This window comes from Macrococcus epidermidis (assembly GCF_003259695.1).
GTDB lineage: Bacteria > Bacillota > Bacilli > Staphylococcales > Staphylococcaceae > Macrococcoides > Macrococcoides epidermidis.
In genome coordinates, this window is record NZ_PZJH01000004.1 from 92,951 (window position 1) to 105,756 (window position 12,806).

General features: G+C 30.4%; 14 protein-coding genes. 13 read left to right on the top strand and 1 reads right to left on the bottom strand.

What is annotated here, in order from left to right; genetic code table 11:
- Positions 1-52: 52 nt before the first annotated feature.
- Entirely contained in the window at positions 53-1,240 is a 1,188-nt protein-coding gene (gene fmdA, locus BHU61_RS09415) for a formamidase (protein ID WP_111716385.1), read from the top strand.
- A complete protein-coding gene (locus BHU61_RS09420) occupies positions 1,240-1,509 on the top strand; it encodes a zinc ribbon domain-containing protein (RefSeq protein WP_111716387.1) in 270 nt (89 codons plus the stop codon). The genes fmdA and BHU61_RS09420 overlap by 1 nt, the downstream gene beginning before the upstream one ends.
- A gap of 48 nt (positions 1,510-1,557) precedes the next feature.
- Here BHU61_RS09420 and BHU61_RS09425 read toward each other — a convergent pair whose 3' ends face one another.
- Positions 1,558-2,343: a putative hydro-lyase gene (locus BHU61_RS09425; protein WP_111716389.1), complete on the bottom strand. Its 786-nt coding sequence runs from the start codon at positions 2,341-2,343 to the stop codon at positions 1,558-1,560.
- Between the two features lie 330 nt (positions 2,344-2,673).
- On the opposite strand from BHU61_RS09425, the gene BHU61_RS09430 reads away from it, so the two are divergent.
- From BHU61_RS09430 to lacB, 11 genes are all read left to right on the top strand, one after another.
- Positions 2,674-3,969, top strand: coding sequence for a DNA cytosine methyltransferase (locus BHU61_RS09430; RefSeq protein WP_242444245.1), 1,296 nt, complete (start codon positions 2,674-2,676; stop codon positions 3,967-3,969).
- Complete coding sequence (locus BHU61_RS09435; protein ID WP_111716391.1) at positions 3,956-5,197, top strand: DNA cytosine methyltransferase; 1,242 nt, start codon at positions 3,956-3,958, stop codon at positions 5,195-5,197. Before BHU61_RS09430 ends, BHU61_RS09435 begins: the two co-directional genes overlap by 14 nt.
- 4 nt (positions 5,198-5,201) lie before the next feature.
- On the top strand, positions 5,202-7,148 hold the full coding sequence (locus BHU61_RS09440) for an AAA family ATPase (protein WP_111716392.1): 1,947 nt from the start codon (positions 5,202-5,204) through the stop codon (positions 7,146-7,148).
- Positions 7,132-8,397 (top strand): LlaJI family restriction endonuclease, encoded by a 1,266-nt coding sequence (locus tag BHU61_RS09445; protein WP_111716394.1) that lies wholly within the window; start codon positions 7,132-7,134, stop codon positions 8,395-8,397. The genes BHU61_RS09440 and BHU61_RS09445 overlap by 17 nt, the downstream gene beginning before the upstream one ends.
- Before the next feature lie 95 nt (positions 8,398-8,492).
- Positions 8,493-8,906 carry a very short patch repair endonuclease gene (locus tag BHU61_RS09450; protein WP_111716396.1) on the top strand — a complete coding sequence of 138 codons (414 nt, stop codon included), beginning with the start codon at positions 8,493-8,495 and terminating at the stop codon, positions 8,904-8,906.
- Positions 8,907-9,034: 128 nt separating this feature from the next.
- On the top strand, positions 9,035-9,607 hold the full coding sequence (locus BHU61_RS09455; RefSeq protein WP_111716398.1) for a hypothetical protein: 573 nt from the start codon (positions 9,035-9,037) through the stop codon (positions 9,605-9,607).
- Positions 9,608-9,801: 194 nt separating this feature from the next.
- A complete protein-coding gene (locus BHU61_RS09460) occupies positions 9,802-10,056 on the top strand; it encodes a hypothetical protein (protein ID WP_111716400.1) in 255 nt (84 codons plus the stop codon).
- Between the two features lie 126 nt (positions 10,057-10,182).
- On the top strand, positions 10,183-10,764 hold the full coding sequence (locus BHU61_RS09465; protein WP_111716401.1) for a hypothetical protein: 582 nt from the start codon (positions 10,183-10,185) through the stop codon (positions 10,762-10,764).
- A 126-nt stretch (positions 10,765-10,890) separates the two neighbouring features.
- Positions 10,891-11,646 (top strand): DeoR/GlpR family DNA-binding transcription regulator, encoded by a 756-nt coding sequence (locus BHU61_RS09470; protein ID WP_111716403.1) that lies wholly within the window; start codon positions 10,891-10,893, stop codon positions 11,644-11,646.
- A gap of 189 nt (positions 11,647-11,835) precedes the next feature.
- Positions 11,836-12,264 (top strand): galactose-6-phosphate isomerase subunit LacA, encoded by a 429-nt coding sequence (gene lacA, locus BHU61_RS09475; protein WP_111716405.1) that lies wholly within the window; start codon positions 11,836-11,838, stop codon positions 12,262-12,264.
- Positions 12,265-12,283: 19 nt separating this feature from the next.
- Positions 12,284-12,799, top strand: a complete 516-nt coding sequence (lacB, locus tag BHU61_RS09480; RefSeq protein ID WP_086039016.1) for a galactose-6-phosphate isomerase subunit LacB — start codon at positions 12,284-12,286, stop codon at positions 12,797-12,799.
- Positions 12,800-12,806 lie beyond the last annotated feature (7 nt).

Consider the following 12,806-nt stretch of genomic DNA (forward strand, 5'->3'; position numbering starts at 1 on the left):
GAATACACTAAAAGTGTAATATTGAATTGATTTTTCAAGGGGGATATTTTTTATGGCTAAGAAAATATTTGAAATTGATTTAACGAAGAAAATGCACGAACAAAAACATCCTGGACATAACAGATGGCATCCAGATATTCCGGCGGCTTTCTCTGTTGAACCTGGAGAGGTCTTTAAGATGGAATGTTTGGACTGGACGGATGGGCAGATTAAGAACAATGATGATCCATCTGATATTGAAAAGGTTAATTTAAAACGTGTGCATGTATTAAGTGGACCAGTACATGTAAATGGTGTAGAGCCAGGGGATTTATTAGTAGTAGATATTTTAGATATCGGAACATTTAGTGCGCATGAGTGGGGCTTTAACGGTATATTTGCTAAAGAAAATGGTGGTAGTTTCTTAGTAGATCACTATCCGAAAGCAGCAAAGTCAATCTGGGATTTCGAAGGAATCTATGCGACAAGCAGACACGTACCGAATGTAAAGTTCGCTGGTATCATTCACCCAGGGCTAATGGGTGTGGCACCGAGTCAGGAAATGCTTGATGAATGGAACAGACGTGAGAAAGCTTTAGTTGATACGAATCCAAATCGTGTGCCGGCATTAGCAGAATTACCAGATCCCGATTCATGTGTATTAGGAACATTGAAAGGTGCAGACTTTGACCGCGTTGCTAAAGAAGGTGCAAGAACTGTACCGCCTCGAGAGAATGGTGGTAACTGTGATATTAAGAACCTTTCTAAAGGATCACGCATCTACTTCCCGGTATTTGTAGAAGGGGCTAAATTATCAGTCGGTGACCTGCACTTCTCACAAGGTGATGGTGAAATTACATTCTGTGGTGGAATTGAGATTCCAGGATGGATTGAATTAAAGGTGAACGTTATTAAAGGCGGTATGGAGAAATATAAGATTAAGAAGAACCCTGCATTCCAGCCAGGACCAGTGATGCCACATTACAATGAATATTTAGTATTCGAAGGGATTTCAGTGAATGAATTCTCTGGAGACCAGTTATATCTTGATGCAAATACAGCTTATCGTAATGCTTGTTTAAACGCTATTGAGTTCCTGAAGACATGTGGTTATACAGGAGAGCAGGCATATATGTTACTCGGCTCAGCACCAGTTCAAGGTAATATTGGTGGTATCGTTGATATTCCAAACGCATGTTGTACATTGTCATTACCGAAAGAAATATTCACAAATAATATTATTCCGAAGCTGGATGAATAATGCCGAAGTATACATTTAATTGTACAACGTGTGGAGAATATGAAGTATGGAAGACGATGAGCAGTAATTTGCAGAAAGATACTTGCCCGACATGTGAAGAAATAACGCATAGAGTGTTCAAAAGTTTTAGAACGAATCAGATGGATCCGAAATTATATAAAAGGATTAATAGCGGTATGACACCAAAAGTCGTTAAACGTGAAAATTTACCTAAGAGTAATGTGAAACAACTGAATAGAAATCCGAATCCAATGTCATGGACGGTTTAAAAAATTAGCCATAAGCATAGTGTATTGACTATGCTTATGGCATTTTCTTTAATACAATAATTCACTTTCCTTAATATCTGTGATAAACATGTAACCAGGCGCATGTGTAATCATCAGTTCAGGTTTAACATTTAAACACACAGATTGAGGTGTAACACCACAACCCCAGAACACAGGAACCTCACCGTCGCGAATTTCAACAGCTTCTCCAAAGTCAGGTTTACTTATATCCTTAATACCAATAGCAGAAGGATCGCCGATATGAATAGGAGCACCATGTGCACCTTTGAAGTGTGTTGTAATCTCAGTTGCACGAATCGCCTGAGCCATCGACATAGGACGCATACTAACAGTAGTAGGACCGTGGAAGACACCACTTTGCTCAGTAGGAATATTCGTAATATACATCGGTACATTATGACCTTCTTCAATATGACGAACAGGAATATCAGCATCTAGTAATGCATGCTCAAACGTAAAGCTACAACCAATAATAAAAGCCACCATATCCTTACCATATAAATCTTTAATATCATGACGCGTTTCTACATGGACACCGTCACGGTAAACATAATATTCACCAACATCCGTACGAATATCGGCATTAGGACCGTATTTAGGGAAGGAATGTTCGCCAATTTCAGTGATGTCGAGAAGCGGACATGACTTCGGATTACGGTAGCAGAATTTGAGGAAATCATACGCATAACGTTCAGGTAAGATCACAACATTCGCCTGGATGTAGCCCTTAGCCATGCCTGACGTATGCTGGATGAGTTTGTTATCGCGAATCAAAGCGCGTATTTCAGATGGAAGAGCAGATTGTAAATTCATAGTAGCACTCCTTTTTGGATGGTTTATAATTAGTGTATATAAAACATATAGAATTTTCAAAATTATTTTTAAATTTTTATGAAGATATTTTGTTTTGCTTTATTTTACAAGAAAGTACGTGTTGCATTAACTAAGCTGTGATTTTAATGTAAAATGATTATAAATAAAACTTAAATAAATACAGAATAGGATGTTTAAATTTGAAATTTGATGACTTGAAATATGATAGGTTGATTACTTTTATTGAAAAATTAGTTTAACCATTTACATTAATAATCAAAATTGATAATATATATTGATAAAAGTACTTTTTATCAATGGAGGTTAAATATGAGTAGAGGCGGTACTAGACCTGGAGCAGGAAGGAATCCTATCAAAGGCAAGGAAATTAAAATAAAAATTCCTGATGAAATCTTTGAACAGTTAGAAATGAATTTTACTGGAAAAAGTGATCAAGAAAGAATAAGAGAATGCTTAGAGTTTGGGATAAATCAAAAAATTGTTAATAACAAAGACTTATATATTAGTAGTCAGTATAATGTTATAGATTTATTTTCTGGAGCAGGTGGATTGTCTAGAGGTTTTATGGATGCTGGTTTTAATGTGATTTTAGGCATTGATTTTGATGATGCGGCACTGAAAACTTTCAAAGAAAATCATGGTAATGCAGATGCAATGAAGTTAGATTTATTCAACCATGAGAATATTAAAGTTATACAAAATTATGTTGACAAAAAAAAGATTAAATTAGATGTTTTAGTTGGCGGTCCACCTTGTCAAGGTTTTTCACTTGCTGGTAAAAGAGAAGAGTTTGATGAAAGAAATGTACTATATAGTGCCATGGTAAAAACTGCTGAAATATTAAAGCCGAAAGTTATTGTTTTAGAAAATGTACCTGGTATGTTGACATTATACAATGGTGCAGGAGCAAAACGCGTAATAGAAGATTTTAGTAAGATAGGGTATAAAGTAGCAAAGCCACAAATTTTATATGCACCTGATTATGGCGTTCCGCAAATTAGAAAAAGAGTTTTCTTTGTAATGATTCATAATAGTATAATGAATTCCGAATTTAAATATCCAGAACCATTATTAAATGAAGATCAATATATAAATTGCGAGGATGCGATAGGAGATTTACCCTCATTAAATAATGTTAAAGATTATTCATTAGGACAAGAATTTAAATATTTAAATGCACCAATAACGCAATATCAAAAACAGATGAGATCAAAATCCGATAAAATAGTTAATCATATACCTACAAATCATACTGAGGATACAATAAAATTAATATCATTGATTCCGGAAGGTAAAAATTATAAAGCTTTACCTGAAGATATTCTATTAAAAAGGAATTTTAAATATAATGAAGCATTAACAAGATATCACAGTAAAAAACCTTCTAGGACTATTGATACTGGACATAGAACACATTTTCATTATAGATGGAATAGAATTCCTACTGTTAGGGAAAATGCGAGACTGCAATCATTTCCTGATGATTTTATTTTTTTTGGTAATAAACAAGAGCAATATAGACAAGTGGGTAATGCAGTTCCCCCATTATTGGGAAAAGCAATCGCAACTAAAGTGAGAGAGGTATTAGAAAATGAAAAAATATAATGTGATTGATTTATTCTCAGGAGCGGGGGGGTTATTGGAGGGATTTTTACAATCTGGATATTATCATCCTTTAGCTTCTGTTGAATGGGAGAAAGCTCCAATTGAAACTTTGAGACATAGATTAAAAACAAAATGGAATATAACAGACGCTGATCAGAGTGCTATTTGGTTTGATATGCAAAGAACTGATGAGTTATTTAGAGGATTTGATGATGAAAAGTATGGATATTCGTTTGGTTTAGATTTTTTTGCTGGTAATAACACTGATTTAATTATCGGAGGGCCACCTTGCCAAGCTTATTCTCAAGCAGGTAGAACAAAAGATAAAAATGGTATGAGAAATGATTATAGAAATTTTTTGTTTGAATATTATTTGAAAGCTGTCGAAAGATATCAGCCGGAATTATTTGTATTTGAAAATGTACCTGGGATGCTTTCAGCTATGCCGGACGGAACACCAATTGTTGATCTGATAAGAAGTGATGTCAATTCAATTGGATATGAAATAGTCGAAGATATAAAATACCACGCTTTAATAAATATGAGTGAATATGGTGTACCACAGAATAGAAAACGTGTAATTTTAGTAGGAATGAGAAAGGGAAATAAAACTAAGGAAGAAATTCAGCATAGACTAATGAATTTTTATGATAATATTCTTCCGAAATATAAAAGTGAGAAAATAAAAACTGTATTTGATGCAATAAGTGATTTACCTCCATCATATCCTTTAATTAATGAAGTTATAGTTAAAGGAGTAGGTAAACAATCTCATTCTTTACCTGAAAATATAGAAATTGATTGGGGACACATAACTAGATTTCAAAATAAACGTGATATTGATATATTTGGAATTTTAGCAGAAGATATTGCATCTGGAAAAAATGAATTGCAAAATGCGAATTCTTTAAATGAGATTTATAATAAAGCTACTGGTGGAAATTCTAAAGTTCATAAGTATCATGTCCTACGAAAAGATATGCCTAGTACAACTATAACAGCACATCTTCATAAAGATGGATTAAGATTTATACATTACGATCCAAAACAGAAAAGAACGATTACAGTTAGAGAAGCAGCAAGATTGCAATCTTTTCCTGATGACTTTGAATTTTTATCAACTCGAGGCAATCAATATAAAATGATTGGTAATGCAGTACCTCCTGAGTTTTCAAGGAGATTAGCATTAGCTATAAATGATTTATTAATTTATATGAATAAGGAGTAATTTTATGGCAATCGTAGATAAAGATAGACAAAGATTTGATGAAGTCACAAAAAAGGACAGAATAGGGTTAATTAATGCATTAATTCATGCATCATATAAAATCGAAGATTATAAATATAAGTTATTAGGCATAAATAGAAATTTATCTAATGCAGAAAAAATTGTTGTTAGATTGATTCCATTACTCGAGATATATAAAAGAGAAGGAAGATTTAGCAGTTTTGGTGAAAATTTAGAAGAAGCAGTTTCAAACCTTTCTACTGATTCAATTGATGAGGAGACATTAAAAAAATACTTAAAAAAATTTGATTCATTACGAACACCTGGTAATGAGATGGGAATTTGGATTGATAAAGCTTATACACTTTCAAATATGGCAAATGAAGTAGCAGAAGGGACATTGAGTATAAGGAATTATATTTCAATTGTTTTTATTAATTTATTTAGTTATTTTTATATTGACGGAGAGCTAAAATATAAAAATATTTTGTATGAAATATTAACTTATTTTAAAGTGTACGGAAAAGATAAATCTTACAGTAAAGAAACTTTGATAGATATATTACACTTTGAAAATGAAAAAGACAATATTAAGAAAAATAATCAAAAAAATATACTATTTGACTATCTAATTTCTACTGAATTTTTTATTAAGAGTGAGCAAAATAATGAGAAATTTTTATTAAGCGAATTTGCTCAGAACTATCTAGACGATTTAATTGAACTTTGTAACTTAAAATATAAATTTCACGAATTTGAAGATGTTAAGCAGCTATTAAATAGAAATACCAATAGTTTAGCATATGCAAAATATTTATCTGAAAACAAAAATAAATTTTTAATGTTAAAAGCCAAATATTTCTTAGAAAAAAACAAATTATATAATAACAATGAAAAAGTTACAGATTCAAACATAATTTCAGAAAACAAACTATTTTACGGTGCTCCTGGTACTGGTAAGTCCTTTAATATTCAAAAATTTATTAGAAAAAATGGGCTGCAAGATTATAAGAATAAATTAGAACACCCAAATGTTTTTAGAACTACATTACATCCAGAATCATCATATCATGATTTTGTAGGTCAAATAATGCCTGTAGTGACTAAAGATAATGATGGCAAAGATTTAATAAAATATGATTTTAAGCCACAAGTTTTTACTTTAGCACTTGAAAGAGCTCTTGAGAAAAGAGATGAACCTGTCTTTTTAATACTAGAAGAAATGAGTCGCGCAAATGTTGCAGCAGTTTTTGGAGATATATTTCAGTTACTTGATAGAGATGAAGATGGTAGAAGTGAATATTTAATTGATAATGAATTAATTCAAAAGTATTTAAATGAGCAATTCTCAAGGAAGAATATAGGTTTATCCTTATCGAAAATTTATATTCCGCATAATCTATTCATTATAGGTACAGTTAATACTAGTGATCAAAACGTATTTGTAATGGATACAGCATTTAAAAGAAGATTTGAATTTGAATATTTAGATGCAAATTATGCAGCACTAGACGAAGCTGGTAAACCATTAAATAACTTTGTATTTAACATTGGAAAGATGAATTTTTCATGGATTAATTTTATCCATAATCTAAATGAATTTATTGTAGATGATTTAAATGGTTTAGGCTTAACAGAAGATAAGCAATTAGGCCAATTCTTTATTAAATTTAAATTGGATGACAATGAATTAACTGAACAATCAATAGTTACAAATATAGAAAATCAAGATAATTATTCTGTTAACTACGATAAATTAAAAGGCAAATTATTGCAATATTTGTGGAATGACGTTCGTGGCGCGTCTTATTCTGAGAAATCATTATTTGATAGTAATATTAAGAGTTTTGGAGAACTTTATAAAAAGTTTGAAGAAAAAGAACAAGTATTTTCTAAGGAATTTTTAGAAAAATTTGTTAAAGAAGAGTCATATAATGAAATACAAAACTAATTATATAGTTTTGCAGGATGGGGTTGCAATATCAAAGGAATTTGAAAACAAATATAAAGATATTTTTTCCTTAGCAGATTTTAGACGTAAAGAAAATGATATTGTAACCGACTTTGTGGGTTTTGTTACTTATAATAATGATGTATTTGTTAGTTTTCCAAAACACTTTTATTCAAATATCGATCTAAAACAAATTAAAGAAATCGAAAATTTGAACAAAGATATAAAATTACTTTTTAACTGTATAAAAAAAGCAATACTTAAAAAAACTTTGACATCGATAGGTATTAATGATGATCTAAATAAAGATTATCCTATGAGATCCTTTTTTCAGATCTATGAATACTATCAAAAGTATGGATTATATTATGATGAAATTAAAACGCAAAAATTAGGTGGTACTGGTAAAGTCAATTGGAATAAAACGATAAAAAAATCACCAGTAATTATTTCAAACGGTAATATTATTTTTAATCCATTAATAACTAATTCTAATCAAAAAAATGCCGTTTTTATAAGTGAGTGTATGACTTTTGCTATAAACTCAACTATAGAAAAATTTTCTTTTATATTAAATTATTCTACAATCGATTTCGATATTAGTAGTACTGGTTGGGATAACAAAGACTTTATTATTAATAAACTTAAAGCTGTGTTAAACGAAACGTTTAAAGATTATCAAAAGAAACTGATTTTGAGTCTTATTGAATTTTTTGAATATAGAAAGAGTGGCAACAATACAGTTAGAATGACTATTAATTCATTTAATTTAATTTGGGAACAGATTTTAGAAAATTATTTGAACAGTTATTTTATTGGAATAAGTGGAAATGGTTATCTAGAGTTTTCTGATATCAAGAATAAAAAAATGAAAAGTTTTACAAAAGCATCAGAGATTACAGATTTAAGTGAAAATCGCTATACTGTAGAACCAGATTATTATTATTTCGGTTCAGATTATAAACTTATTCTTGATGCAAAATATTATGATGAAGTAAGAGGGCTCAATTATAAACAAGCTTCATACTATTTTTTATTAAAACATCATAATTTATTTAATAATGGAAATTTAGAAACATGGAAAACATATAATATTTTATTGCTACCTACAAGTCGTATTCAAAATCATGAAAGTAATAAAAGAAAACATTATGTTCAGAATACTGATTATAATAAGGAGGAACAAGATTTTACTATTAATGAACAGTATTTTAATATAAAAATGTTGATGAATTATTATTTATTATAAAATATTAACTTTTTAATCATTTTCACTAATTCAAAAATATATTAAAACGATTTCGATATTATTTATATAAATCTTATTAGTCTAGAGGTGTTTTGATGGACGTACACACACCGGAACAGAGACGACATAATATGCAGAAAATTACTGGCAAGAATACTAAACCTGAAGAAATAGTTCGTAAATATTTATTCCATAGGGGTATAAGATATACAAAAAATGCTAAAGATTTACCTGGAAAACCTGATCTGTATATATCAAAATATAATGTTGCAGTTTTTGTAAATGGTTGTTTTTGGCATGTTCATAACTGTGAATTATTTGTTATGCCTAAGTCAAATAAAGAATTCTGGCAGAAAAAATTAGATAGTAATGTATCCAGAGATGAACGCAATATTGAGGAATTGAATGAATTAGGAATTCGTGTGATTGTTGTCTGGGAATGTGGCTTGAAGAAGAACGATAGAGAAGAAACGTTAAATGATTTGTATGACATGATAGTTGGTGGTTAATAATATATAAATATAAAATGAAGTACCAATCGATAGGTTGGTACTTTTTAGTTTGATTTTTAAGGTAACTTTAAGGTTCTGAATACCTCCAATAATAGTATAATAAATACAAACAGAGGAGGTATTTTATGGGAACTAAAGCGAGATGGATTTCAAGTGCTTTAATTGTTTTAACAATCGTTGGGCTGATAACGTTATGGGAGTTTAATAAATTTGAACAACCGAAATACATTTCATCATTCGGAGATACGCCTGAAAGTATGGAGGGAAAAGAGTTCGATACTATTGATGAAGCTGTCAATCAATTTGCAAAAGCCTATTCTAAAGAGATAGGGGTTTCGAGCTATGATACATTCTATAAAGTAACAGATAAATTTGAACAACAACATCAAATACCGGGTGTAATGACATTTGATTTCCTAATTGATAATGAAAATCATAAAATGCTACATATTTCACCATTTTATATCAATGAGAAGAATAACAAGTATTCAGTTATGGCTTTCTCTGGTGCGGGAAATGCTCAGACGGTTAAAGATTCTCCAAAATATGGAGGATTCTATCAGCCCATAGAAAATTATAATTATGATTTCATCGTTTCTAAACACAAGAAATATATACCGAAATCTGATGTTGTTATCCATTTGAAAAAGCATAAGATATATATGGGGATTATAAGGTATAAAGATTCTTTCTTTTGATGAAATGGTAGAGGAATAGAACTTTATTTACATAATGTGCTATTAACATGTGATGTATTGATTTATATATTATTAACGTCTGCTATTTATAGCATTAATAATCACTATCCTCGCACTTTAAGGTGCGAGGGTAGTTTTATTTTGAATAATATAGATGTATGATAGTTTTAACCAATTTGAAATGAGTTAATCTTATGTATAAACAAATATTAATAATCTTTTTTAAAACTTTCAATTTACTTATTAAATCATTAGTAGCAGCCATTGCTGTTTATTTAGTAGGGAGTATATTTTTTGATTATCAAGTCATAGATATCATCGATAAATATTTCATTATTATATTTCTAGTAGCAGCAATCATTTCATCAATTCTTGATGTAGAGATTGAAGATATGGAAAATATTTTGATGCAAAAGGTGAAAAAATGGCATAGATACGGAAAGTATTAAGAGCAGTCATTGTTGATTTCTTCATCATTATTATCTAGTTTAAAGTTAATTTCAAATTTTGGGTAACTTTAAGGTTCTTATACCTACCTTAAGATGTATAATTAATTTATACAAAGGAGGTATTTTATGGGAACTAAAGCGAGATGGATTTCAAGTGTGATCATTGTATTAACTATAGTTGGTTTAATTGTATTGTGGGAGTTGAATAAACCTGATAAGCCTGATGTCTGGGGTTACTTTGGTTCTACTCCAGAATCGGTGAAAGGGAAATCTTTCAATTCGATTGATGAAGCGGTTGAAGCGTTTGCAAACGCATATGCAAAAGAAGCGATGGTCAATCAGTATGATAAATATTACAATGTGACAGATAAATTTAATAAGCAACACCAGATTCCTGGCGTTATTACGTTTAAAATGGCTGTAGATAATGAAAAGAATGAAATATTACATGCAGCACCTTTTTATATCAATGAAAAGGATAACAAGTATTCTGTGATTGCTGAAGGTATTTCTGGATCTTCAGAAAGAATAAAAGAATCACCGAAATATGTTTTTTTTACTCAGCCAATCGATAATCATGTGTATGATTTTATAATTTCTAAAGAGAAAAAATATTTACCGAAAACAGATACAACTTTAGATTTAAAAGAACATAAATTATTTATTGGTATTGATAGAAATGATAGATATGAAGAAATAGAAGAATAATTTTACGAATGAGTATTTTTTAAATTAGAGAATACTCATTTTTGTTATCTTAAAAAACAACAACTGTTGTTTAATTTGTTTGTTTTGTTTAAAATATAAACATAAAGTAAACAGAAAGGGCTTTTTATGAATAAATACGAACGATTAGATGAGATTGCAAATTTAGTTAATAAAAAAGGTACAATTCGAATAAAAGAGATTGTAGATTCTTTGAAAGTTTCAGATATGACTGTAAGGCGAGATTTAGCAGAACTTGAAGAGAAGGGTATATTAACAAAAATACATGGTGGTGCGAGGAGTAATTCGGCATTTCAATATACAGAAATGTCTCATAATGAAAAGCATACTCAGTGCGTGGAAGAGAAGAGACAAATTGCTAAAAAAGCTGCGGAACTGATAGAAGAGGGGAATACTATTTTTTTAGGTCCTGGCACGACTGTAGAGCTCTTAGCTGAAGAGATATCTAATACAAGAATAAGTATTATTACGAATTGTCTACCTGTATTTAATATATTATTCAGGAAAAAATCTGATAAGTTTAGAGTATATTTAATTGGTGGTGAGATGAGAGAACTGACTGAATCTTTTTCAGGTGATATGACTAATAGTACTTTAGAAAAGATGAGATTTAGCAAGATGTTCTTTAGTGCAAATGGCGTTAAAGGCTCTGATGTAATGACCTCTTCTCATGAAGAAGCATATACGCAGCAATTAGCGATTAAAAACTCGATTGAAAAGTATCTTTTAGTCGATTCCTCAAAGCTCGGTAAAGAAGACTTTGTTTCATTCTGCGATCTTAAGTCACTTACTGCAATTGTAATTGATGATAAAAATGTGAGTAAGACTAAAGGATTAGAAATATTTACTGAGGTTATTATTTAGAATTATATATTGAGTAAAAAGATCAAGTATAACTTAATTGTTATACTTGATCTTTTGTTTTTTTAAAATAAACAAAATCAAACAAATAATGTTGCTTTTTTGTTTGATAAGTATTATAATTTAAACATAATCAAACATGTAAACGCTTATATTGTTTAAACGAACAAAAATATCGAAAGGATGAAGGAAATGAAAGTTGTATTAGGATCTGATAAAAGTGGACAAAGTTTAAAGAACAAGATTCATGAGTTTTTAACAGAAAAAGGTTATGACGTTATTGATACGTCAAATGAATCACATGAAGATTTCGTAGATGCTACTTTAGCTGTTGTTTCAAAAGTGCAAGAGGATGAAAGTAATTTAGGTATTATGGTTGATGCATATGGTGCAGGTAGTTTTATGGTAGCTACAAAAGTTAAAGGTATGATTGCAGCAGAAGTATCAGATGAAAGATCAGCTTATATGACTCGTGGACATAATAATGCTCGAATGATTACTATGGGATCTGAAATTGTTGGTGATGAATTAGCAATAAATATTGTAAATGCTTTTGTAACAGGTAAATACGACGGTGGAAGACATCAAATTCGAGTAGATATGCTAAATAAAATGGCTTAATTTTAGGGAGGACTTAGAAATGAAAATTGCAATTGGTTGTGACCATATAGTAACTGATACGAAGATGGAAGTTTCGAAATTTTTAAAATCTCAAGGACATGAAGTAATTGATTGTGGCACATATGATTTTACAAGAACGCATTATCCGATTTATGGCAAGAAGGTCGGTGAAGCAGTTTCAAGTGGCGAAGCTGATTTAGGTGTATGCATTTGTGGAACAGGTGTTGGAATAAGCAATGCAGCGAATAAAGTGCCTGGCGTGCGTTCAGCATTAGTTAGAGATATGACGTCTGCTTTGTATGCTAAAGAAGAGCTGAATGCTAATGTTATAAGTTTTGGTGGAAAGATAATTGGTGAATTATTGATGTGTGACATTATCGAAGCTTTTCTTGATGCAGAATATAAACCGAACGATAAAAATAAAGTATTGATAGAAAAGATTTCTAAACTAGACACAGCTGAGAATCAACAAAAAGATCCTGCTTTCTTTGATGAATTCCTGGAGAAGTGGGATAAGGGTGAATATCATGACTAAGGAGTAT

Excerpts from the sequence above, each read along its gene's own strand:
- BHU61_RS09440 (WP_111716392.1), top strand. The coding sequence starts at position 5,202 with ATGGCAATCGTAGATAAAGATAGACAAAGATTTGATGAAGTCACAAAA.
- BHU61_RS09455 (WP_111716398.1), top strand. The coding sequence starts at position 9,035 with ATGGGAACTAAAGCGAGATGGATTTCAAGTGCTTTAATTGTTTTAACA.
- fmdA (WP_111716385.1), top strand. The coding sequence starts at position 53 with ATGGCTAAGAAAATATTTGAAATTGATTTAACGAAGAAAATGCACGAA.
- BHU61_RS09435 (WP_111716391.1), top strand. The coding sequence starts at position 3,956 with ATGAAAAAATATAATGTGATTGATTTATTCTCAGGAGCGGGGGGGTTA.
- BHU61_RS09470 (WP_111716403.1), top strand. The coding sequence starts at position 10,891 with ATGAATAAATACGAACGATTAGATGAGATTGCAAATTTAGTTAATAAA.
- BHU61_RS09460 (WP_111716400.1), top strand. The coding sequence starts at position 9,802 with ATGTATAAACAAATATTAATAATCTTTTTTAAAACTTTCAATTTACTT.
- lacB (WP_086039016.1), top strand. The coding sequence starts at position 12,284 with ATGAAAATTGCAATTGGTTGTGACCATATAGTAACTGATACGAAGATG.
- BHU61_RS09465 (WP_111716401.1), top strand. The coding sequence starts at position 10,183 with ATGGGAACTAAAGCGAGATGGATTTCAAGTGTGATCATTGTATTAACT.
- BHU61_RS09450 (WP_111716396.1), top strand. The coding sequence starts at position 8,493 with ATGGACGTACACACACCGGAACAGAGACGACATAATATGCAGAAAATT.
- BHU61_RS09420 (WP_111716387.1), top strand. The coding sequence starts at position 1,240 with ATGCCGAAGTATACATTTAATTGTACAACGTGTGGAGAATATGAAGTA.
- BHU61_RS09445 (WP_111716394.1), top strand. The coding sequence starts at position 7,132 with ATGAAATACAAAACTAATTATATAGTTTTGCAGGATGGGGTTGCAATA.
- BHU61_RS09425 (WP_111716389.1), bottom strand. The coding sequence starts at position 2,343 with ATGAATTTACAATCTGCTCTTCCATCTGAAATACGCGCTTTGATTCGC.
- BHU61_RS09430 (WP_242444245.1), top strand. The coding sequence starts at position 2,674 with ATGAGTAGAGGCGGTACTAGACCTGGAGCAGGAAGGAATCCTATCAAA.
- lacA (WP_111716405.1), top strand. The coding sequence starts at position 11,836 with ATGAAAGTTGTATTAGGATCTGATAAAAGTGGACAAAGTTTAAAGAAC.